Raw genomic sequence first — 22,834 nt, forward strand, 5'->3', positions numbered from 1 at the left:
GTAAGCGAAGCGCCACCGGGCGTTTTGCTCTGTTCCTGAATACTATGTGACGGTGCCAATGGACGTTTCTTACCTGCTCGACAGCCTTAATGACAAACAGCGTGATGCGGTTGCCGCCTCGCGCACCAACCTGCTGGTGCTGGCTGGAGCGGGCAGTGGTAAGACGCGCGTGCTGGTTCACCGTATCGCCTGGCTACAGAGCGTGGAAAACTGCTCGCCGTACTCCATCATGGCGGTCACGTTCACCAATAAGGCGGCGGCAGAGATGCGCCACCGCATCGCGCAGCTGATGGGCACCAGCCAGGGCGGCATGTGGGTCGGTACCTTCCACGGCCTGGCGCACCGCCTGCTGCGTGCGCACCACATGGACGCCAACCTGCCGCAGGATTTCCAGATCCTCGACAGCGAAGACCAGCTCCGTCTGCTGAAGCGCCTGATCAAGGCGATGAACCTCGACGAGAAGCAGTGGCCGCCGCGTCAGGCGATGTGGTACATCAACGGTCAGAAAGACGAGGGGCTGCGCCCGCACCACATTCAGAGCTTCGGCAACCCGGTCGAGCAGACCTGGCAGAACGTCTACAAGGCCTATCAGGAAGCGTGCGATCGCGCCGGTCTGGTGGATTTTGCCGAGCTGCTGCTGCGCGCTCACGAGCTGTGGCTCAACAAGCCGCACATCCTGCAGCACTACCGTGAACGCTTCACCAACATTCTGGTGGACGAATTCCAGGATACCAACAACATCCAGTACGCATGGATCCGCCTGCTGGCCGGCGATACCGGCAAGGTGATGATCGTGGGCGATGACGACCAGTCGATCTACGGCTGGCGCGGGGCGCAGGTGGAGAACATTCAGCGCTTCCTCAACGATTTCCCCGGCGCGCAAACCATCCGTCTGGAGCAGAACTACCGCTCAACCAGCAACATTCTGAGCGCGGCCAACGCCCTGATTGAGAATAACAACGGGCGTCTGGGTAAAAAGCTGTGGACCGACGGCGTCGACGGCGAACCGATTTCGATTTACTGCGCCTTCAACGAGCTCGACGAAGCGCGCTTCGTGGTCAACCGCATCAAAACCTGGCAGGACAACGGCGGCGCGCTGGAGCAGTGCGCCATTCTCTATCGCAGCAACGCCCAGTCGCGCGTGCTGGAAGAGGCGCTGCTGCAGGTGGGGATGCCGTACCGCATTTACGGCGGTATGCGCTTCTTCGAACGTCAGGAAATTAAAGATGCGCTCTCGTATCTGCGCCTCATTGCGAACCGTAACGACGACGCGGCGTTTGAACGCGTGGTCAACACGCCGACCCGCGGGATTGGCGACCGCACGCTGGACGTGGTGCGTCAGGCCTCGCGCGACCGTCAGCTGACGCTGTGGCAGGCGTGCCGCGAGCTGCTGCAGGAAAAGGCCCTTGCCGGACGCGCGGCCAGCGCCCTGCAGCGCTTCCTTGAGCTGATTGACGCCCTGGCGCAGGAAACCGCCGACATGCCGCTGCACGTGCAGACCGACCGGGTGATTAAAGACTCCGGCCTGCGCACCATGTACGAGCAGGAAAAAGGCGAGAAGGGCCAGACCCGTATTGAGAACTTAGAGGAACTGGTCACGGCAACGCGCCAGTTCAGCTACAACGAAGAAGACGAAGATCTGATGCCGCTGCAGGCATTCCTCTCCCACGCCGCGCTGGAAGCGGGTGAAGGGCAGGCGGACACTTGGCAGGATGCGGTTCAGCTCATGACGCTGCACTCCGCCAAAGGTCTGGAGTTCCCGCAGGTGTTTATCGTCGGGATGGAAGAGGGGATGTTCCCGAGCCAGATGTCGCTGGATGAAGGCGGACGTCTGGAAGAGGAACGCCGTCTGGCCTACGTGGGCGTGACGCGTGCGATGCAGAAGCTGACGCTGACCTACGCTGAAACCCGACGTCTCTATGGTAAAGAGGTCTACCACCGTCCGTCGCGCTTTATCGGTGAACTGCCGGAAGAGTGTGTCGAAGAGGTACGTCTGCGGGCGAGCATCAGCCGTCCGGTCAGCCATCAGCGCATGGGCTCGCCGATAGCGGAAACCGACACCGGCTACAAGCTGGGCCAGCGCGTGCGCCATTCTAAGTTTGGCGAAGGCACCATTGTGAATCTGGAAGGCAGCGGCGAGCACAGCCGCCTGCAGGTGGCGTTCCAGGGGCAGGGGATCAAATGGCTGGTGGCCGCCTACGCGAAGCTGGAAACAGTCTAACTTTCAGAAAAATATCATTATTTTGTAATAATCTGCTAGCCTTATACGTTGAAGGTCAATTAATGCCCTTCAACGTTTCGTTGCGTGTTGACGCCACAGTTATAGCTGGCGTAACATGCGCGCACGATTACGCTAAGAGGACATTCGCCTTGGACACACCCAGTAGATACTGGCTCAATTCCCTGTCATCCAGGAACAACTCCTAAGGCTATCTCCTCTTGCTGATGGCCTTAGTGGTTGTCAGCGACTGCATTATTCCCGTCGCGCTGAGTCAGGCTGTTTAATGGTCTGAAACCCAATTTGTTTCTGTGTGCCCACCGAACTGTCCGATATTTTTTGCATTGGGAGTCCCGGTCATGTTGAGCGCATTTCAACTCGAAAATAACCGACTGACTCGGCTTGAAGCCGAAGAGTCACAGCCCCTCATTGATGCCGTATGGGTGGATCTGGTCGAGCCGGACGACGATGAGCGCCTTCGCGTACAATCTGAGCTGGGGCAAAGCCTGGCAACGCGCCCGGAACTGGAAGACATCGAAGCATCCGCCCGTTTTTTTGAAGACGAAGACGGCCTGCACATTCACTCCTTCTTCTTCTTCGAAGATGCCGAAGACCACGCGGGCAACTCCACCGTGGCGTTTACCATTCGCGACGGTCGTCTGTTTACCCTGCGCGAGCGTGAGCTACCGGCATTCCGCCTTTACCGCATGCGCGCCCGCAGCCAGGCGATGGTGGACGGCAACGCCTATGAGCTGCTGCTCGATCTGTTCGAGACCAAAATTGAACAGCTGGCGGATGAAATTGAAAACATCTACAGCGATCTGGAAAAGCTGAGCAGGGTGATCATGGAAGGCCATCAGGGCGATGAGTATGACGAAGCGCTTTCGACGCTGGCGGAGCTGGAAGATATCGGCTGGAAGGTGCGCTTGTGTCTGATGGATACCCAGCGCGCGCTGAACTTCCTGGTGCGCAAGGCGCGTCTGCCGGGCGGTCAGCTGGAGCAGGCGCGCGAGATCCTGCGCGATATCGAATCCCTGCTGCCGCACAACGAATCCCTGTTCCAGAAGGTCAACTTCCTGATGCAGGCGGCGATGGGCTTTATCAACATCGAGCAGAACCGCATCATTAAGATCTTCTCGGTGGTGTCCGTGGTGTTCCTGCCGCCGACGCTGGTGGCCTCCAGCTACGGGATGAACTTTGAGTTTATGCCTGAGCTGAAGTGGAGCTTTGGTTACCCGGGGGCGATTATCTTCATGATCCTCGCCGGGCTGGCGCCGTATCTCTACTTTAAGCGTCGTAACTGGCTTTGAGAATCCGCCCGGTGGCGCTACGCTTACCGGGCCTACAGATCTTGTAGGCCGGATAAGGCGCAGCCGCCATCCGGCAAAAAGGCCTACAGCCCTTTGCGCCCCCTGCGCTGGGTATAAATCGCATCCGCAACAAAGATCGCCAATGCCACCCAGATAAAGGCGAACGTCACCATCTTATCCGCACCCGGCACTTCGCCGTAAAACACCACTGCCAGCAGGAACATCAGCGTCGGGCCAATGTACTGGAAGAAGCCCAGCGTGGAGAGACGCAGGCGCGTCGCTGCACCGGTGAAGCACAACAGTGGAATGGTGGTTACTACGCCCGCCGCCATCAGCATCAGGTTCAGCGACCACGGATTGCTGCCCATGTGGCTGGTTGGGCTGTCGGCAATGCCGAAGAGATAAATCGCCGCCACCGGCAGCAGCCACAGGGTTTCAAATAGCATCCCCGTCTGCGCTTCCACCGCAATCTTCTTACGCACCAGGCCGTAGAAGGCAAAGCTGAACGCCAGACCAAGGGCGATAATTGGCAGCGAGCCGAACGTCCACAGCTGCACCAGCACGCCGCAGAAGGCCAGAATCACCGCCACCCACTGCATCCGGCGGAAGCGCTCACCGAGGAAAATCATCCCCAGCACGATGTTCACCAGCGGGTTAATGAAGTACCCCAGGCTCGCTTCGAGCATGTGATGGTTATTCACTGCCCAGATAAACAGCAGCCAGTTACCGCCAATCAGCACGGCAGAGAGCGCCAGCAGGAAGATCTTCTTCGGGGTCTGCAGCAGCGTTTTGACGCCCGACCACTGACGGCTGAGGCTCATCAGCGCAATCATAAAGAAGAACGACCAGATGACGCGGTGAGTGAGGATCTCATCAGCCGGAACGTAGGCGATTAGCTTGAAGTACGCCGGGGCGATACCCCAAATAAAATAAGCGGCAAGGGCGAGTAAAACGCCCTGCCGCGTCTGTTTAGCATCCATCGGGAAAATCCGTTACAAAAAAGTGAATCAATTTTACCCGATTTTGCCGCCTCAACCCACCATATAAGTGGCGGTTGCGCTGGCGATATAAACCTGTTCTTCGTTGTGTAATTCCACGCGCGCCACGGCAACTTTATTTCCGGCGCGCAGCAGGCTGCTGGTACAGGTGAAGCGGTTTCCGCGCCCCGGGCGAAGATAGTCGACGCGCAAATCAATGGTGCCCATGCGCGCCAGACGCTGGCGAAGTTCGTCTTCGTTGATGGTGTCATGGCGCGTCAGCGTACTGCCCACGCAGACCAGTCCTGCCGCCACGTCCAGCGCGGAGGCAATCACGCCGCCGTGTAAAATACTTTGCGCCCAGTTCCCGACCATCATCGGCTGGTTATTGAAACTCAGCTGGGCAAAGTCTTTCTCGTAACGCTCCAGCTCCAGTCCCAGCGCACGGTTAAACGGCATATGGTAAACAAATATCTCGCCCACGAGTTTTAACACTTCTTCGGCGGTAAGCATGGCTGACATGAGGCATCACATCCTTATTGTTAACGAAATGTTGATTTTATGCCTCAGCAACAAGGAATGCTACTTTCAGAAACGAGGATGCAGCAGTTGTCGCAGAAGTCTGTAGAATGTTCGCCACATAACTATTCAGGTAATTTTACTCTTTTGCAGGAGAACACCACCGATGCGGACGTATCTGGCCTGGTTACTGGCGGCGATTTCGCTGCCCCTCACAGCCTATGCGCAGGAAGCGACAATTAAAGAGGTGCATGATAAGCCTGCCGTGCACGGTAGCATTATCGCGAACCTTCTTCAGGAGCATGACAATCCGTTCACGCTCTATCCGTACGACACCAACTACGTGATTTACACCCAGACCAGCGACCTCAACAAAGAGGCGATAAGCTCCTATAACTGGTCTGATAATGCGCGTAAAGATGAGGTGAAGTTCCAGCTCAGCCTCGCGTTCCCGTTCTGGCGCGGCATTCTGGGGCCGAACTCGGTGCTCGGTGCGTCTTACACGCAGAAGTCCTGGTGGCAGCTCTCTAACAGCGGGGAATCCTCGCCGTTCCGCGAAACCAACTACGAGCCGCAGCTGTTCCTCGGCTTCGCAACGGATTATGAATTCGCCGGCTGGACGCTGCGTGACGTCGAAGTGGGCTTTAACCATGATTCTAACGGCCGTTCCGATCCGACTTCCCGTAGCTGGAACCGCGCCTATACGCGCCTGATGGCGCAGAACGGTAACTGGATGGTGGAGGTGAAGCCGTGGTATGTGGTCGGCAGCACGGATGACAACCCGGACATCACCAAATACATGGGCTACTACCAGCTCAAAGTCGGCTATCAGCTGGGCGATGCCGTACTGAGCGCGAAGGGGCAGTATAACTGGAATACCGGTTACGGCGGCGCGGAAGTGGGCTTAAGCTATCCTATGACGAAGCACGTTCGCATCTATACGCAGGTCTACAGCGGTTACGGCGAGTCGCTTATCGATTACAACTTCAACCAGACCCGCGTCGGCGTGGGCGTGATGCTGAACGATATTCTCTAGGTTGCTCGAATGTTTTTGCGTTAAACGTTGAAGTTTCTCTCTCAGGCGCTGAAAATAGCGCCTGTTTTATTTTTCGCATATGGGGTTAATGTGGCGCAGGCGGAAGTATTGAATCAGGAGTCGCTGGCTAAACAGGTTTTGCATGAAACCTTTGGCTACCAGCAGTTCCGCCCTGGCCAGGAAACCATCATTGAAACGGTGCTGCAAGGCCGTGACTGTCTGGTGGTGATGCCGACCGGCGGCGGTAAGTCCCTCTGTTATCAGGTGCCCGCGCTGGTGCTTAACGGCCTGACGGTCGTGGTATCCCCGCTCATTTCGCTAATGAAAGACCAGGTTGACCAGCTGCTCGCCAACGGCGTCGCGGCGGCCTGTCTGAACTCGACGCAAACCCGGGAGCAGCAGCAAGAGGTGATGGCCGGGTGCCGCACCGGGCAGATCCGCCTGCTGTATATCGCGCCGGAACGCCTGATGCTGGATAACTTCCTCGACCATCTCGCGCACTGGAATCCGGTTCTGCTGGCGGTGGATGAAGCGCACTGTATCTCCCAGTGGGGACACGATTTCCGCCCGGAATACGCCGCCCTCGGCCAGCTGCGTCAGCGCTTCCCCGAGCTGCCGTTTATGGCGCTTACCGCCACGGCGGATGACACCACGCGCCTGGATATCGTTCGCCTGCTGGGGCTGAACGACCCGTATATTCAGGTCAGCAGCTTTGACCGCCCGAACATCCGCTACATGCTGATGGAAAAATTCAAGCCGCTGGATCAGCTCCTGCGCTACGTCCAGGAGCAGCGCGGCAAGTCCGGCATCATCTACTGCAACAGCCGCGCAAAGGTGGAAGACACCGCTGCGCGTCTGCAAAATCGCGGCTTTAGCGCGGCGGCATACCATGCCGGGTTAGAGAACCACATCCGCGCCGACGTGCAGGAAAAATTCCAGCGCGACGACCTGCAAATCGTCGTCGCGACGGTGGCGTTCGGGATGGGGATCAACAAGCCCAACGTGCGCTTTGTGGTGCACTTCGACATTCCGCGCAATATCGAATCCTACTATCAGGAAACCGGTCGCGCCGGGCGTGACGGTCTGCCTGCAGAAGCGATGCTGTTTTACGATCCGGCCGATATGGCGTGGCTGCGCCGCTGTCTGGAAGAGAAGCCGCAGGGCCAGCTGCAGGATATCGAGCGCCACAAGCTCAACGCGATGGGCGCGTTTGCCGAAGCGCAAACCTGCCGTCGTCTGGTGCTGCTCAACTACTTTGGTGAAGGGCGGCAGGAGCCGTGCGGTAACTGCGATATCTGCCTGGATCCCCCGAAACAGTACGATGGCCTGATGGACGCGCGTAAGGCGCTCTCGACCATTTACCGCGTGAACCAGCGCTTCGGGATGGGCTACGTGGTGGAAGTGCTGCGCGGTGCCAATAACCAGCGTATCCGCGACATGGGCCACGACAAGCTGCCTGTCTACGGTATTGGCAAGGACCAGAGCCACGAGCACTGGGTCAGCATCATTCGTCAGCTGATCCACCTCGGCTTTGCCACGCAGAACATTGCTCAGCACTCCGCGCTACAGCTGACCGAAGCGGCGCGTCCGGTGCTGCGCGGTGACGTTGAACTGAAGCTCGCCGTGCCGCGTGTGGTCGCCCTCAAGCCGCGCGTGATGCAGAAATCCTACGGCGGCAACTACGACCGCAAGCTATTCGCCAAACTGCGCAAGCTGCGTAAGGCCATCGCTGATGAAGAGAACATCCCGCCTTACGTGGTGTTCAACGACGCGACGCTCATTGAGATGGCCGAGCAGATGCCGCTCAGCGCCAGCGAAATGCTCAGCGTCAACGGCGTCGGTACGCGCAAGCTGGAGCGCTTCGGTAAAGAGTTTATGGCGCTCATCCGTTCCCACGTTGATGGTGATGATGAGGAGTAGTCAGCCGGGCGAAAAAGTGCCAGGATGATGACTCACTGAATTATTTCCCCGCGAGCTAATTATGTTAATGCTATTTCTCACCGTGGCGTTAGTGCACATCGTTGCGCTGATGAGCCCGGGACCTGACTTTTTCTTCGTGTCGCAAACGGCCGTCAGCCGCTCCCGCAAGGAGGCGATGATGGGTGTGCTCGGTATCACCATGGGCGTTATGGTCTGGGCGGCCGTTGCGCTGCTCGGTCTGAACCTGATCCTGGCGAAGATGGCCTGGCTGCATAACATCATTATGGTCGGCGGCGGGCTGTACCTGTGCTGGATGGGTTACCAGATGCTGCGCGGGGCGCTGAAAAAAGAAGAGAAAAAACCGGAAGAGCCAAAGGTCGAGCTGGCAACGGGCGGCCGCAGCTTTGTAAAAGGGCTGCTGACTAACCTGGCGAACCCGAAAGCGATTATCTATTTCGGCTCTGTGTTCTCGCTGTTTGTGGGTGATAGCGTCGGTGCGGGCGCACGCTGGGGCATCTTCCTGCTGATCGTCGTTGAAACCTTTGCCTGGTTTACCATCGTGGCCAGTCTGTTCGCCTTACCGGCGATGCGCCGCGGCTACCAGCGTATTGCGAAGTGGATCGACGGCTTCGCCGGCGCGCTGTTCGCCGGCTTCGGCATTCATCTCATCATTTCTCGCTAAGCATGACGCGCTGACGCAAGCAGCGCGCCAACCAGCATAAACAGCGAACCAAAGACTTTATTCAGGGCCTTCATCTGCTTAGGCCCTTTAATCCACGCCGCAATCCGCTGCGCCAGCGTCGCGTAACCAATCATGACGATAATATCGACGATAATGGTGGTCGCGCCCAGCACTACATACTGCATCACCTGCGGCTGATGCGGCACGATAAACTGCGGGAACAGCGCGGCGAGGAAAACGATGCTCTTCGGGTTGGTCAGGTTGACGAAAACCGCACGCTTAAACAGATGACCGTGGTTTTGCGTCTGAGCGAGCGTATTCAGGTTAATGGAGCCTGCCGCGCGCCACTGCTGGATGCCGAGCCAAATCAGATAGGCCGCCCCGGCCCATTTCAGCACTTCAAAGGCCAGTACGGAGCGGGAGAACAGGGTGCCCAGACCAATCCCGACCAGCACGATATGAATGCCCAGCCCGGTCTGCAAACCGGCAATGGACGCCGCCGCGCCGCGATAGCCGTGGTTGATGGAGGTGGTCATGGTGTTAATGGCGCCCGAGCCCGGTGAAAGGCTAAGGATGATGGATGTCAGCAGGTAAGCGAACCACCACTCGAAGGTCATTTGAAACTCCCGAATTGTCTGTTTTTATGCCACAATACGCTATTGTTGAGTCATTTTGTGACCGGTTACGAAAAAACGATATTCCTTGGCTTAGGTGAGTAGAAACCCGATGTTTCAGCAGAAAAAGGACTGGGAAACACGAGAAAACGCATTTGCTGCTTTCTCCATGGGGCCGCTGACCGATTTCTGGCGCCAGCGTGAGGAAGATGAGTTTACGGGCGTCGGCGATATTCCAGTACGCTTTGTGCGTTTTCACGACAAGAAAAATGACCGGGTCATTGTGGTCTGCCCCGGACGTATTGAGAGCTACATCAAATACGCCGAACTGGCCTATGACCTGTTCCATCTGGGCTTCGATGTGCTGATTATCGATCACCGCGGGCAGGGGCTTTCAGGGCGCCTGTTATCGGATACCCATCGCGGCCACGTGGATAACTTCAGCGATTACGTCGACGATCTCGCCGCGTTCTGGCAGCAGGAGGTCGAGCCAGGCCCCTGGCGGAAGCGCTATATTCTGGCGCACTCAATGGGCGGTGCGATTTCAACGCTGTTTTTACAGCGCCACGCTCACCAGTGCGACGCCATTGCGCTCACCGCGCCGATGTATGGCATCGTCATGCGTTTTCCTGACTGGATGGTACGCCATATTCTCGACTGGGCTGAGGGCCATCAGCGCATTCGGGAAGGCTATGCCATCGGGACGGGACGCTGGCGGGCGCTGCCGTTTGCGATGAACGTGCTGACGCACAGTCGCCAGCGCTATCGTCGTAACCTGCGTTTTTATGCCGATGAGCCCCGCCTGCGCGTGGGTGGCCCGACATATCACTGGGTACGGGAAGGTATCCTTGCCGGTGAGCAGGTGCTGGCTGGTGTCGACAACGACGACACGCCAACACTCCTGATTCAGGCGGAAGAAGAGCGTGTGGTGGATAACCGCATGCATGACCGCTATTGTGAACTGCGCGCTGCCGCCGGTCACCCTTGTGAAGGGGGAAAACCGCTGGTCATTAACGGCGCGTACCATGAGATCCTTTTTGAAAAGGACGCTATGCGCTCAGTCGCGCTCAACGCCATTGTTGAATTTTTCAACAGGCATAATTGATTTTTGTTTTCCACCAGAGGTTGAAATCCCTATGTACCAGGTTGTTGCATCTGATTTAGATGGCACGCTGCTTTCCCCTGACCACACCCTGTCGCCTTACGCGAAAGAGACCCTGAAGCTTCTGACCGCCCGTGGCGTGAACTTCGTATTTGCCACCGGCCGCCACCACGTCGACGTGGGGCAGATCCGCGATAATCTTGAGATCAAATCGTACATGATCACCTCCAACGGTGCGCGTGTGCATGATACCGACGGCAACCTGATTTTTACCCACAACCTGGATCGCGATATTGCCGCCGATCTGTTCGGCGTGGTGCACAACAACCCGGCTATCGTTACGAACGTTTACCGCGACGACGACTGGTTCATGAACCGCCACCGCCCGGATGAGATGCGTTTCTTCAAGGAAGCCGTATTCAACTACTCCCTGTACGAGCCAGGCCTGCTTGAGCCGGAGGGGATCAGCAAGGTGTTCTTCACCTGCGACAGCCACGAAGAGCTGCTGCCGCTGGAACAGGCGATCAACGCCCGCTGGGGCGATCGCGTCAACGTCAGCTTCTCAACCCTGACCTGTCTGGAAGTGATGGCGGGAGGCGTCTCCAAAGGGCACGCGCTGGAAGCGGTCGCGAAACGTCTGGGCTTCGAGCTGAAAGACTGTATCGCCTTTGGTGACGGCATGAACGATGCTGAAATGCTGTCGATGGCGGGTAAGGGCTGCATCATGCAGAACGCGCATCAGCGTCTGAAAGATCTGCACCCGGAGCTGGAGGTGATTGGTTCTAACGCTGACAACGCGGTACCGAAATACCTGCGCAAGCTGTTCCTTGAATAATCTTCATTCGGTTGTTTATTGCTCAGTTGTCAACTAAAGAGTTCGCTACAATGCCTGTCCTTCTTTCTGAGAGACAAGCATTGTGGCGCTACTCATTATCACCACTATCCTGTGGGCCTTCTCCTTTAGCCTGATTGGCGATTACCTTGCCGGTTCGGTCGACAGCTACTTCTCGGTGCTGATGCGCGTGGGGCTGGCGGCGCTGGTGTTCCTGCCGTTTCTGCGCACGCGCGGGCAGTCGCTGAAAACGATTGTGCTGTATATGCTGGTGGGGGCGATGCAGCTCGGCATCATGTACCTGTTCAGCTTCCGGGCTTATGTCTACCTGTCCGTCTCGGAATTCCTGCTGTTCACCGTGCTAACGCCGCTCTATATCACGCTGATCTACGATTTGCTCAGCAAGCGCCGCCTGCGTTGGGGATATCTGCTGAGCGCGGCGCTGGCGGTGATTGGCGCGGCAATTATTCGCTACGACAAAGTGAGCGATCACTTCTGGACCGGGCTGATGTTCGTCCAGCTCGCCAACATCAGCTTCGCCATCGGCATGGTGGGCTACAAACGCCTGATGGAAACCCGTCCGATGCCGCAGCATAACGCGTTTGCGTGGTTCTACATGGGGGCCGCGATCGTCGCGGTGGCGGCGTGGTTTATGCTGGGTAACCCGCAAAAGCTGCCGACCACCACCGTACAGTGGGGTGTTCTGGTCTGGCTGGGCGTCGTGGCTTCCGGGTTGGGGTACTTCATGTGGAACTACGGCGCGACGCAGGTCGACGCCGGTACGCTCGGGATCATGAACAACGTACATGTTCCTGCAGGGCTGCTGGTCAACCTTGCCATCTGGCAGCAACAGCCGCACTGGCCGAGCTTCCTTATTGGGGGAGCGGTGATCCTGGCTTCGCTGTGGGTCCATCGACGCTGGGTCGCTCCGCGCTCCGCACAAACGGAAGATGGTCGCACGCGTGGTTCCGCGCTGAGCGAATAAACGCCTCCGTAATCGGCTGACGCTGCTCGCCATCGCGCACGGCGGCGTACAGCCGGCTCCACAGTCCTTCACCCAGGGTTTTGGTGACCACCAGGCCCTGGCGTTCAAAACTCTCCACCACCCAGTGCGGCAGCGCCGCGATACCCATGCTGGCCGCCACCATCTGAATCAACAGCAAGGTGTTATCCACGCTTTTCAGCTGCGGGCTAATGCCTGCGGGCTGCAGGAAGTGGCGCCAGATATCCAGACGACTGCGCTGCACCGGGTAAATCAGCAGCGTTTCCGTTGCCAGGTCTTCCGGCGTGATGCGCGTTTTGGTCGCCAGCGGATGGTCCGGTGCCAGCACCAGGCGCACCTCATAATCAAACATCGGCGAATAGTGCAGGCCGCTGCGCGGCAGAATATCGGACGTCATCACCAGATCCAGTTCGCCCTGCTGGAGCGAAGGCTGCGGGTCGAACGTCACGCCGGATTTAAAGTCCATCTCCACCTGCGGCCACTTCTGGCGGAAGTTCTCAAGCGCGGGGGTCAGCCACTGAATACAGCTGTGGCACTCAATGGCGATACGCAGCGTGGTCTGCTGCGGTTCGTTACACGCCTGCAGCGCGCTGGCGATCTGCGGCAGAACCTGATTCGCCAGCTGAAGCAAAATTTCGCCCTGCGGCGTAAAGCGCAGCGGCTGGCTCTTACGTACAAAAAGACGGAAGCCGAGGCGTTGTTCCAGATCGCTGAACTGGTGAGAAAGGGCGGACTGGGTCTGGTGCAGCGTGGCCGCCGCTGCCGCGAGCGATCCGCAGTTCCGCAACGCTTGCAGCGTTTTCAGGTGTTTTATCTCGATCATGAAAGTCCTTCACTTCGCCATGAACATTTTGCGCTTGAGGAATATACAGTACCTGCCAATTATAGAAGTGTAAACATCTGGACGTCTAAATAACGAATTTCACAAGGGGCATACCATGACAATCCGCAATCACACTCTCGGTTTCCCTCGCGTTGGCCTGCGTCGCGAGCTGAAAAAAGCGCAAGAAAGCTACTGGGCGGGGAACGCCACCCGTGAAGAACTGCTGGCGGTGGGGCGCGAGCTGCGCGCCCGTCACTGGGCGCAGCAGAAGCAGGCGGGGATTGACCTGCTGCCGGTGGGCGATTTCGCCTGGTACGACCATGTTCTGACGACCAGCCTGCTGCTTGGCAACGTGCCGGCTCGTCATCAGAACAACGATGGATCGGTAGATATCGATACCCTGTTCCGCATCGGCCGTGGCCGTGCGCCAACGGGTGAGCCAGCGGCAGCGGCGGAAATGACCAAGTGGTTTAACACTAACTATCACTATATGGTGCCAGAGTTCGTAAAAGGTCAGCAGTTCAGGCTGACCTGGACGCAGCTTCTGGATGAAGTGGACGAAGCGCTGGCGCTGGGCCACCAGGTGAAACCCGTACTGTTGGGGCCGGTGACCTATCTGTGGTTGGGGAAAGTCAAAGGCGAGCAGTTCGATCGTCTGAGCCTGCTGAAGGACATTCTGCCGGTCTACAAACAGGTGCTGATTGAGCTGGGCAAACGTGGCATTCAGTGGGTGCAAATCGACGAACCCGCGCTGGTGCTCGAGCTGCCGCAGGAGTGGCTTGATGCTTTCAAACCGGCTTACGATGCACTCAACGGGCAGGTGAAGCTGTTGCTTACCACCTACTTTGAAGGTGTGACGCCGAACCTCAGCACCATCACCAGATTGCCGGTGCAGGGTCTGCACGTTGACCTGGTGCACGGCAAAGACGAAGTGGCGGAGCTGCACAAGCGTCTGCCTGCGGACTGGCTGCTCTCCGCTGGCCTGATTAACGGTCGTAACGTCTGGCGTGCCGATCTGACCGAGAAATATGCGCAGATCAAGGACATCGTCGGCAAACGTGAGCTGTGGGTGGCCTCGTCCTGCTCCCTGCTGCACAGCCCGATCGATTTGAGCGTGGAAACCCGTCTTGATGCTGAGGTGAAAAGTTGGTTTGCCTTCGCCCTGCAAAAATGTGAAGAGCTGGCGCTGCTGCGCGATGCGCTGAACAGCGGCGACACGGCGGCGATTAACGCATGGAGTGCACCGATCCAGGCACGTCGTCACTCGGCGCGCGTGCATAACCCGGCAGTGGAAAAACGCCTGGCGGCCATCACCGCCCGGGACAGCCAGCGTCAGAGCCCGTATGAAGTCCGTGCCGAAGCCCAGCGCGCCCGGTTCAACCTGCCCGCGTGGCCAACCACCACTATCGGTTCCTTCCCGCAGACCACCGAAATCCGCGGCCTGCGTCTGGACTTCAAAAAGGGGAATCTGGATGCGAATCACTACCGCACCGGGATTGCCGAACACATCAAGCAGGCGATTATCGAGCAGGAGCGGCTGGGGCTGGACGTGCTGGTGCACGGCGAGGCCGAGCGTAACGACATGGTGGAATACTTCGGTGAACACCTGGACGGGTTCGTCTTTACCCAGAACGGCTGGGTGCAAAGCTATGGCTCCCGCTGCGTCAAGCCGCCGGTAGTCATCGGTGACGTCAGCCGCCCGGAGCCGATCACGGTTGAGTGGGCGAAGTACGCCCAGTCCCTGACCGACAAGCCGGTAAAAGGCATGCTCACCGGTCCGGTGACCATCCTTTGCTGGTCCTTCCCGCGTGAAGACGTAACCCGCGAGACCATCGCGAAGCAAATCGCGCTGGCGCTCCGTGATGAAGTGGCGGATCTGGAAGCTGCAGGCATAGGCATCATCCAGATTGACGAACCGGCCCTGCGCGAAGGTCTGCCGCTGCGCCGCAGCGACTGGGATGCCTACCTGAAGTGGGGCGTGGAGGCGTTTCGCATCAACGCCGCGGTGGCGAAGGACGACACCCAGATCCACACCCACATGTGTTACTGCGAATTCAACGACATCATGGATTCGATTGCCGCGCTGGACGCTGACGTGATCACCATCGAGACCTCGCGTTCAGACATGGAGCTGCTGGAGTCGTTTGAAGAATTCGACTACCCGAACGAAATCGGTCCGGGGGTGTACGACATCCACTCTCCGAACGTGCCGAGCGTGGAGTGGATTGAGTCGCTGCTGAAAAAAGCGGCCCAGCGCATTCCGGCAGAGCGTCTGTGGGTTAACCCGGACTGCGGCCTGAAAACTCGCGGCTGGCCGGAGACGCGTGCCGCGCTGGCGAACATGGTGAAGGCGGCGCAAAACTTGCGTCAGGCTTGATGATGCGTAGGCCCGGTAAGGCGTAGACGCCACCGGGCTTTTTTTTACGCTTTTTTACCGCCGTACTGGCTGAACCACGCCAGCATTCTCTGCCAGCCGTCTTTGGCTGATTCCGCGTGATAGCTCGGACGATAATCCGCGTTAAACGCGTGCCCGGCATCCGGATACACCACGATCTCCGCCTTCGCATTGGCCGCACGGAGCGCATGGCGCATGGTCTCTACCGAATCCAGCGAAATACCGGTGTCCTGACCGCCATACAGCCCTAATACGGGGGCATTCAGCTCCGTGGCGATATCCACGGGATGTTTCGGTGAATTGAGTGTTTTTTCACCTACCAGTTTACCGTACCAGGCCACAGCGGCTTTAAGCTGCGGGTTATGCGCGGCATACAGCCAGCTGATGCGTCCGCCCCAGCAGAAACCGGTGACCAGCAGACGATGGGGATCGCCCCCGTTGCGCGCCGCCCAGCTGGCGACGTGGTCGAGATCGGCCAGCACCTGCGCATCCGGGACTTTGCTGACCAGGTTGCTGAGCAAGGTGGGAATATCGCTGTAATCGTTCGGATCGCCCTGGCGAAAGTAGAGCTCTGGCGCAACGGCCAGATAGCCTTCCAGCGCCAGCCGGCGGCAGAGGTCGCGAATGTGTTCGTGAACGCCGAAAATTTCCTGAACCACGATCACGATGGGCAGCGGACCGTCTGCCGATTTTGGTCGTGCGTGGTAAGCAGGCATATTCTCTCCCTGCGAGGGAATAGAGGTCTCACCCGCCGTGATGGCCTCTTCAGACGTTGAGACGATGGTTGAGGCATGCGGGGCCGCAGCAGGTGCAAAACCGGTTTTTTCAGTCATGGCATTCTCCGTACCAATGAGTTAGCGCAAAGGTAAATATAGTCACCAGGTTAACAACTCACAGTGCCTTAAACGGTCTATCTTTTGTGCAGCACCTGACGATATAACTTGTTAATGTGATGTAAATCACCTTTTTGTGGAAATACAATGCAATCATTTTCATTCATGGTGAGATGTGTCACGAAATTATGCTTTCCGCTTCTGTAAAGTACCGTTTTACTTCTTCTGACTAACCGACCCACAGAGGAGTCACCTATGTCTAAGTCTGATGTTTTTCATCTCGGCCTCACTAAAAACGATTTACAAGGGGCTACGCTCGCTATCGTCCCTGGCGATCCGGAGCGTGTGGAAAAGATCGCCGCGCTGATGGATAAGCCGGTTAAGCTGGCAGCCCATCGTGAATTCACCACCTGGCGCGCAGAGCTGGATGGTAAAGCCGTGATCGTGTGTTCTACCGGTATCGGTGGCCCGTCTACGTCTATTGCTGTTGAAGAGCTGGCACAGCTGGGCATTCGTACTTTCCTGCGTATCGGTACGACCGGTGCTATTCAGCCGCACATCAACGTGGGCGACGTGCTGGTCACGACCGCGTCCGTGCGTCTGGATGGCGCAAGCCTGCACTTTGCGCCGATGGAATTCCCGGCAGTAGCAGACTTTGAATGTACCACCGCGCTGGTTGAAGCCGCGAAATCCGTTGGCGCGACCACTCACGTGGGTGTAACCGCTTCGTCCGATACCTTCTATCCCGGTCAGGAGCGTTACGACACCTTCTCTGGCCGCGTGGTAAGCCGCTTCAAAGGCTCTATGGAAGAGTGGCAGTCCATGGGCGTGATGAACTACGAAATGGAATCCGCCACGCTGCTGACCATGTGCGCAAGCCAGGGCCTGCGTGCCGGTATGGTGGCGGGCGTTATCGTCAACCGTACTCAGCAGGAGATCCCGAACGCTGAAACCATGAAGCAGACCGAAAGTCATGCGGTGAAAATCGTGGTTGAAGCCGCGCGTCGCCTGATCTAATCCTCTCCTTTCGAAATCAAAGGCCGACACGTTCGGCCTTTATTTTTTGCGTAGCGCCTCGCAGGAAAACCCTTTCAAACTGGACGTTTATACAGCACAATCTTATTTTGTGCGGGTAATACGTTGATGCAGGGGGCATTGTGGATATCTCAGTCCTGATTTATGCGGTGATTGCGCTGGCGGGCGTGGCGATAGGCTGGCTCATTTCCAGCTATCAGAATGCACAGCAGAAGGCCGATCAGCTGGCTGAACGCGAAGAGATCGTCGCCGAATTAAGCGCGGCAAAGCAGCAGCTTGCGCTGAGTGATCACTGGCGAGAGGAGTGCGAGTTACTCAACAACGAGCTGCGCAACCTGAGAGATATCAACACCTCGCTGGAGGCCGATCTCCGCGAAGTGACCACCCGTCTGGAATCCACTCAACTGCATGCGGAAGATAAAATCCGCCAGATGATCAACAGCGAGCAGCGCCTCAGCGAACAGTTTGAAAACCTCGCGAACCGTATTTTTGAGCACAGCAACCGCCGCGTTGACGAGCAGAACCGCCAGAGCCTGAACAGCCTGCTGACGCCCCTGCGTGAACAGCTGGACGGCTTCCGCCGCCAGGTACAGGACAGCTTTGGTCAGGAAGCCCGAGAGCGGCACACCCTGGCGCATGAAATCCGCAATCTCCAGCAGCTGAATGCCCAGATGGCGCAGGAGGCGGTCAACCTCACCCGCGCGCTTAAAGGGGATAACAAAACCCAGGGCAACTGGGGAGAAGTGGTGCTGACCCGCGTCCTGGAAGCCTCTGGCCTGCGGGAAGGGTATGAATACGAAACCCAGGTGAGTATCGAAAACGATGCCCGCTCGCGAATGCAGCCGGATGTGATTGTGCGGCTGCCGCAGGGCAAAGATGTGGTGATTGACGCCAAAATGACGCTGGTGGCGTATGAGCGTTACTTCAATGCGGAGGATGACTACACCCGAGAATCGGCGCTGCAGGAGCACATTGCCTCGGTGCGTAATCATATTCGCCTGCTCGGCAGGAAAGACTATCAGCAGCTACCGGGGCTGCGCTCGCTGGACTATGTCCTGATGTTTATTCCGGTCGAGCCCGCGTTTCTGCTGGCACTCGACAGGCAGCCTGAACTCATCACCGAAGCGCTTAAAAATAATATTATGCTGGTCAGCCCCACCACGCTGCTGGTGGCCTTACGCACGATTGCGAACCTGTGGCGCTACGAGCACCAGAGCCGCAACGCGCAGCAGATTGCCGACCGCGCCAGCAAGCTGTACGACAAAATGCGCCTCTTCGTGGACGACATGTCCTCAGTCGGGCAGAGCCTGGACCGCGCGCAGGATAACTACCGTCAGGCGATGAAAAAACTCGCCTCAGGACGTGGCAATCTTCTGGCGCAGGCCGAATCATTCCGCAGCCTGGGGGTTGAGGTGAAACGCGAGATTAATCCGGAATTGGTTGAACAGGCTACCGCCCAGGACGACGAGTTTCGCCTGCGTGAAGGGGCGGACGAACAAAAGACAAACAGTGAAGACAACACGTTAGCGGCCGATTTATCACCGAACGACTCCCCGGCGCGTTTCTTTCGCGGTGGTTGAAACGTAGGGCAATTGCGCCCAATCTGTTACACTTCACGAACATTTTACTGATTAGCAGGCTCTGAGATGGTTGACGATTCACAAGACACAACGCACTTTGGCTTTCAGACTGTCGCCAAAGCGCAGAAAGCTGACATGGTGGCCCACGTATTTCATTCCGTGGCGGCGAAGTACGATGTGATGAATGATCTGATGTCGTTCGGCATTCATCGCTTGTGGAAGCGCTTCACTATCGACTGTAGCGGCGTGCGTCGTGGACAAACGGTGCTGGATTTAGCCGGTGGTACGGGCGATTTAACCGCGAAATTCTCTCGTCTGGTGGGCGAAACCGGGCGCGTTGTCCTCGCCGATATTAATGACTCCATGCTCAAAATGGGCCGCGAAAAGCTGCGTAACATCGGCGTGGTGGGGAATGTGGAATATGTGCAGGCCAACGCCGAAGCGCTGCCATTTCCGGATAATACCTTTGACTGCATCACGATCTCCTTCGGTCTGCGTAACGTGACCGATAAAGAAAAAGCGCTGCGCTCCATGTATCGCGTGCTGAAGCCGGGTGGACGCCTGCTGGTGCTCGAATTCTCCAAACCGATTATCGAGCCGCTGAGCAAAGCTTACGACGCCTATTCATTCCACGTGCTGCCGCGCATCGGTGAGCTGGTGGCTAACGACGCGGAAAGCTATCGCTATCTGGCGGAATCTATCCGTATGCACCCGGATCAAGACACCTTAAAAGCCATGATGCAGGATGCTGAATTCGAGAACGTTGAATATTTCAACCTGACGGCGGGTGTCGTCGCGCTGCATCGCGGTTACAAGTTCTGAGTGGAGGTGTCCCGTGCCCTTTAAACCCTTAGTCTCCGCAGGTATCGAAAACGTACTGAATGCCTTTCTCTATCGTGCGCCAGCGCTGAAAGCTGCGCGTCAGCGGCTAAACGGGAAGGTATTACGCATTGTTTTAAAAGAGTTCTCGACGCCGCTGGTGCTGGTCTTCAGCGAACGCCAGCTTGACGTTCTGGGGGCGTGGGAAGGTGACGCCGACTGCTCGGTCATCACGCACATGAGCGTGCTGCCAAAACTGCGCGATCGCCAGCAATTAACGGCACTTATCCGCAGCGGTGAGCTGGAAGTGGAAGGCGACATTCAGGTCGTGCAGAACTTCGTTGCGCTTACCGATCTGGCGGAGTTTGATCCGGCAGAGCTGCTCGCGCCGTTTATCGGTGACATTGCCGCGGAAGGCATCGGGAAGGTTCTTCATGGTGGCGCGTCCTTTGCGCGTAAAAGCCTGCTACGTCAGCAACGCTATGCGGCGGAAGTACTGACTGAAGAGTGGCGAATGGCCCCCGGACCGCTGGAAGTGGCATGGTTTGCGGAAGAAACCGCGGCTGTTGAACGTGCGGTTGATGCGTTAACCAAACGGCTGGAAAAACTGGAGGGCAAATGACGCCTGGTGAAATTCGGCGCCTCTACTTCATTATTCGTACCTTTTTGAGCTACGGGCTCGACGAGCTGATCCCTAAAATGCGTATCACGCTGCCGCTTCGTATCTGGCGGCGGATGCTGTTCTGGATGCCTAACCGCCATAAAGGTCAGCCGCTGGGCGAACGCCTTCGCCTGGCGCTGCAGGAGCTTGGCCCGGTATGGATTAAGTTCGGGCAGATGCTGTCGACCCGCCGCGATCTCTTTCCGCCGCACATTGCCGATGAACTGGCGATGCTGCAGGACCGTGTTGCCCCGTTTGACGGGGTGAGGGCGAAGAAACAGATCGAAGAGGCGATGGGTAATCTTCCCGTTGAAACCTGGTTTGACGATTTCGAAATAGAACCGCTGGCGTCGGCTTCTATTGCTCAGGTGCACACTGCGCGTCTGAAAGAAAACGGCAAAGAGGTGGTGATTAAGGTGATCCGCCCGGATATTCTGCCGATCATCAAAGCCGACATGAAGCTGATTTACCGTCTGGCCCGTTGGGTTCCGCGTTTATTACCTGATGGCCGCCGACTGCGCCCGATGGAAGTGGTGCGGGAATATGAAAAAACACTGATTGATGAGCTAAACCTGCTGCGCGAATCGGCAAACGCTATTCAGCTGCGTCGCAACTTTGAAAACAGCCCGATGCTTTATGTCCCTGAAGTCTATTCTGACTACTGCAGCCAGAACATGATGGTGATGGAGCGTATCTACGGTATTCCGGTTTCGGATGTGGTGGCCCTGGAGAAGCAGGGAACGAACATGAAGCTGTTGGCCGAGCGTGGCGTGCAGGTCTTCTTCACCCAGGTGTTCCGCGACAGCTTTTTCCATGCGGACATGCACCCGGGCAATATCTTCGTGAGCTACGAGCACCCTGAGGATCCGAAGTATATCGGTATCGACTGCGGGATTGTGGGGTCGCTGAATAAAGAAGATAAACGGTATCTGGCCGAGAACTTTATCGCGTTCTTCAACCGCGACTACCGTAAGGTGGCCGAGCTGCACGTCGATTCCGGCTGGGTGCCGCCGGACACCAACGTCGAAGAGTTCGAGTTTGCGATCCGGACCGTTTGCGAACCGATTTTTGAAAAACCGCTGGCGGAAATCTCCTTCGGACATGTGCTGTTGAACCTGTTCAACACGGCTCGCCGCTTTAATATGGAAGTTCAGCCACAGCTAGTTTTACTTCAGAAAACACTACTTTACGTTGAGGGTGTAGGCCGACAGCTCTATCCTCAGTTAGACTTGTGGAAGACCGCGAAACCCTTCCTGGAATCCTGGATTAAGGATCAGGTTGGCATTCCGGCGCTGGTGCGCTCGCTGAAAGAGAAAGGCCCGTTCTGGATAGAAAAAATGCCTGAAATTCCTGAACTGGTTTATGACAGTTTGCGTCAGAGCAAGAACCTTCAGCATAGCATGGATAAAATCGCTCGCGAACTTCAGTCCAGCCGTGTTCGCCAGGGCCAGTCACGCTATCTCTTTGGGATTGGCGCAACGCTGCTGCTGAGCGGTACGCTGCTGCTGATCAACCGCCCGGAGTGGCAGATGATGCCCGCCTGGCTGATGGCCGCCGGGGTGGTTGTCTGGCTTGCCGGATGGCGAAAAACGCGCTGAGTTTGCGTCGCTATCGACAGGTCGCATACGTATAATGCGACCTGACTTATTAATCATCTATCCCTGAGGAACATGTATGGGTGGTATCAGTATCTGGCAATTGTTGATCATTGCCGTCATCGTCGTGCTGCTGTTTGGCACCAAAAAGCTCGGTTCTATTGGTTCCGATCTGGGCGCGTCTATCAAAGGCTTCAAAAAAGCGATGAGCGATGATGAGAGCAAGCAGGATAAAACCAGCCAGGACGCTGACTTTACTGCTAAATCCATCACCGACAAGCAAGAAGAAGCCAAAAAGGAAGACGCTAAACGCCACGATAAAGAGCAGGTGTAAGTCGTGTTCGACATTGGTTTTAGTGAGCTCCTGCTGGTCTTTGTGATTGGCCTGATCGTGCTGGGGCCTCAGCGTCTGCCGGTGGCGGTGAAAACCGTTGCGGGCTGGGTTCGTGCGCTGAGATCGCTGGCATCGACCGTTCAGAATGAACTGGCCCAGGAGCTTAAGCTGCAGGAATTTCAGGAAAGCCTGAAAAAGGTTGAGAAGGCGAGCATGGATAACCTGACGCCGGAACTGAAAGCGTCAATGGATGAGCTGCGCGAAGCGGCGGAATCCATGAAGCGCTCCTATAGCATCAACGATCCTGAAAAAGCGAGCGATGAAGCGAACACCATCCATAACCCGGTGGTGAAGGGCAGCGAAGAACAGCGTGAGGGCGTCACGCCTGCCAGCGCTGAACATCAGGCTGCTGCGCCTGAACAGACGCCGCAGGAAACCGAAGTGAAAAAACAGGTGCAGCCGGAAAAGCCCGTGGTTAACGCTGCCGAGGCAAAGCCCGCCGCACCCGTTTCCGAATCATCCCCCTCGTCGAGTGATAAAGCGTAA

22 protein-coding genes are annotated in these 22,834 nt (G+C 57.2%); 17 read left to right on the top strand and 5 right to left on the bottom strand.

Annotated features, from left to right (window positions below):
- Positions 1 to 58: 58 nt before the first annotated feature.
- From uvrD to corA, 3 genes are all read left to right on the top strand, one after another.
- A complete protein-coding gene (gene uvrD, locus FHC52_RS16545) occupies positions 59 to 2,221 on the top strand; it encodes a DNA helicase II (RefSeq protein WP_008501541.1) in 2,163 nt (720 codons plus the stop codon).
- A 149-nt stretch (positions 2,222 to 2,370) separates the two neighbouring features.
- A complete protein-coding gene (gene ysgD / locus FHC52_RS16550) occupies positions 2,371 to 2,427 on the top strand; it encodes a YsgD/CorL family protein (RefSeq protein ID WP_212743980.1) in 57 nt (18 codons plus the stop codon).
- Positions 2,428 to 2,577: 150 nt separating this feature from the next.
- Complete coding sequence (gene corA, locus FHC52_RS16555; RefSeq protein ID WP_008501540.1) at positions 2,578 to 3,528, top strand: magnesium/cobalt transporter CorA; 951 nt, start codon at positions 2,578 to 2,580, stop codon at positions 3,526 to 3,528.
- Between the two features lie 83 nt (positions 3,529 to 3,611).
- Here the strand turns inward: corA and rarD are convergent, their stop codons facing one another.
- Together rarD and yigI are read right to left on the bottom strand one after the other, a co-directional pair.
- On the bottom strand, positions 3,612 to 4,508 hold the full coding sequence (rarD, locus tag FHC52_RS16560; protein ID WP_008501539.1) for an EamA family transporter RarD: 897 nt from the start codon (positions 4,506 to 4,508) through the stop codon (positions 3,612 to 3,614).
- Between the two features lie 51 nt (positions 4,509 to 4,559).
- Positions 4,560 to 5,027, bottom strand: a complete 468-nt coding sequence (gene yigI / locus FHC52_RS16565) for an acyl-CoA thioesterase YigI (protein WP_008501538.1) — start codon at positions 5,025 to 5,027, stop codon at positions 4,560 to 4,562.
- A gap of 163 nt (positions 5,028 to 5,190) precedes the next feature.
- Here yigI and pldA point away from each other — a divergent pair, with 163 nt between their 5' ends.
- From pldA to rhtC, 3 genes are all read left to right on the top strand, one after another.
- Positions 5,191 to 6,060 (top strand): phospholipase A, encoded by an 870-nt coding sequence (pldA, locus tag FHC52_RS16570; protein ID WP_008501537.1) that lies wholly within the window; start codon positions 5,191 to 5,193, stop codon positions 6,058 to 6,060.
- Between the two features lie 90 nt (positions 6,061 to 6,150).
- Complete coding sequence (recQ, locus tag FHC52_RS16575) at positions 6,151 to 7,980, top strand: ATP-dependent DNA helicase RecQ (protein ID WP_021242852.1); 1,830 nt, start codon at positions 6,151 to 6,153, stop codon at positions 7,978 to 7,980.
- A 61-nt stretch (positions 7,981 to 8,041) separates the two neighbouring features.
- A complete protein-coding gene (rhtC, locus tag FHC52_RS16580; RefSeq protein ID WP_010426287.1) occupies positions 8,042 to 8,662 on the top strand; it encodes a threonine export protein RhtC in 621 nt (206 codons plus the stop codon).
- Here the strand turns inward: rhtC and rhtB are convergent.
- Complete coding sequence (gene rhtB, locus FHC52_RS16585) at positions 8,659 to 9,279, bottom strand: homoserine/homoserine lactone efflux protein (protein ID WP_126289442.1); 621 nt, start codon at positions 9,277 to 9,279, stop codon at positions 8,659 to 8,661. The genes rhtC and rhtB overlap by 4 nt on opposite strands.
- A gap of 109 nt (positions 9,280 to 9,388) precedes the next feature.
- Here rhtB and pldB point away from each other — a divergent pair, with 109 nt between their 5' ends.
- The 3 genes from pldB (at position 9,389) to FHC52_RS16600 (ending at position 12,195) form a co-directional block, all read left to right on the top strand.
- Complete coding sequence (gene pldB, locus FHC52_RS16590; RefSeq protein WP_008501532.1) at positions 9,389 to 10,381, top strand: lysophospholipase L2; 993 nt, start codon at positions 9,389 to 9,391, stop codon at positions 10,379 to 10,381.
- 31 nt (positions 10,382 to 10,412) lie between these two features.
- A complete protein-coding gene (gene yigL / locus FHC52_RS16595) occupies positions 10,413 to 11,213 on the top strand; it encodes a sugar/pyridoxal phosphate phosphatase YigL (protein ID WP_021242854.1) in 801 nt (266 codons plus the stop codon).
- Positions 11,214 to 11,295: 82 nt separating this feature from the next.
- Complete coding sequence (locus FHC52_RS16600; RefSeq protein WP_126289440.1) at positions 11,296 to 12,195, top strand: carboxylate/amino acid/amine transporter; 900 nt, start codon at positions 11,296 to 11,298, stop codon at positions 12,193 to 12,195.
- On the opposite strand, the gene metR is transcribed toward FHC52_RS16600, so the two are convergent.
- Entirely contained in the window at positions 12,083 to 13,036 is a 954-nt protein-coding gene (gene metR, locus FHC52_RS16605; protein ID WP_008501529.1) for an HTH-type transcriptional regulator MetR, read from the bottom strand. The two genes, FHC52_RS16600 and metR, sit on opposite strands and share 113 nt — an antisense overlap.
- 115 nt (positions 13,037 to 13,151) lie before the next feature.
- On the opposite strand from metR, the gene metE reads away from it, so the two are divergent.
- A complete protein-coding gene (gene metE / locus FHC52_RS16610; RefSeq protein ID WP_126289438.1) occupies positions 13,152 to 15,413 on the top strand; it encodes a 5-methyltetrahydropteroyltriglutamate--homocysteine S-methyltransferase in 2,262 nt (753 codons plus the stop codon).
- Between the two features lie 44 nt (positions 15,414 to 15,457).
- On the opposite strand, the gene FHC52_RS16615 is transcribed toward metE, so the two are convergent.
- Positions 15,458 to 16,264 carry a dienelactone hydrolase family protein gene (locus tag FHC52_RS16615; protein WP_021242857.1) on the bottom strand — a complete coding sequence of 269 codons (807 nt, stop codon included), beginning with the start codon at positions 16,262 to 16,264 and terminating at the stop codon, positions 15,458 to 15,460.
- 255 nt (positions 16,265 to 16,519) lie between these two features.
- Here FHC52_RS16615 and udp point away from each other — a divergent pair, with 255 nt between their 5' ends.
- The 7 genes from udp to tatB all read left to right on the top strand — a co-directional run bounded on the left by udp (position 16,520) and on the right by tatB (position 22,834).
- Positions 16,520 to 17,281, top strand: a complete 762-nt coding sequence (udp, locus tag FHC52_RS16620) for a uridine phosphorylase (RefSeq protein ID WP_003860792.1) — start codon at positions 16,520 to 16,522, stop codon at positions 17,279 to 17,281.
- Between the two features lie 140 nt (positions 17,282 to 17,421).
- Positions 17,422 to 18,879 carry a DNA recombination protein RmuC gene (rmuC, locus tag FHC52_RS16625; protein ID WP_126289436.1) on the top strand — a complete coding sequence of 486 codons (1,458 nt, stop codon included), beginning with the start codon at positions 17,422 to 17,424 and terminating at the stop codon, positions 18,877 to 18,879.
- A gap of 66 nt (positions 18,880 to 18,945) precedes the next feature.
- Positions 18,946 to 19,701 carry a bifunctional demethylmenaquinone methyltransferase/2-methoxy-6-polyprenyl-1,4-benzoquinol methylase UbiE gene (ubiE, locus tag FHC52_RS16630; protein WP_008501525.1) on the top strand — a complete coding sequence of 252 codons (756 nt, stop codon included), beginning with the start codon at positions 18,946 to 18,948 and terminating at the stop codon, positions 19,699 to 19,701.
- Positions 19,702 to 19,714: 13 nt separating this feature from the next.
- Entirely contained in the window at positions 19,715 to 20,320 is a 606-nt protein-coding gene (gene ubiJ / locus FHC52_RS16635; protein ID WP_008501524.1) for a ubiquinone biosynthesis protein UbiJ, read from the top strand.
- Positions 20,317 to 21,957 (top strand): ubiquinone biosynthesis regulatory protein kinase UbiB, encoded by a 1,641-nt coding sequence (gene ubiB / locus FHC52_RS16640; protein WP_008501523.1) that lies wholly within the window; start codon positions 20,317 to 20,319, stop codon positions 21,955 to 21,957. Before ubiJ ends, ubiB begins: the two co-directional genes overlap by 4 nt.
- A 76-nt stretch (positions 21,958 to 22,033) precedes the next feature.
- Entirely contained in the window at positions 22,034 to 22,288 is a 255-nt protein-coding gene (gene tatA / locus FHC52_RS16645; protein WP_008501522.1) for a Sec-independent protein translocase subunit TatA, read from the top strand.
- A gap of 3 nt (positions 22,289 to 22,291) precedes the next feature.
- Entirely contained in the window at positions 22,292 to 22,834 is a 543-nt protein-coding gene (gene tatB, locus FHC52_RS16650) for a Sec-independent protein translocase protein TatB (RefSeq protein ID WP_008501521.1), read from the top strand.

This window comes from Enterobacter sp. EC_64 (genome assembly GCF_019584165.1).
GTDB lineage: Bacteria > Pseudomonadota > Gammaproteobacteria > Enterobacterales > Enterobacteriaceae > Enterobacter > Enterobacter roggenkampii.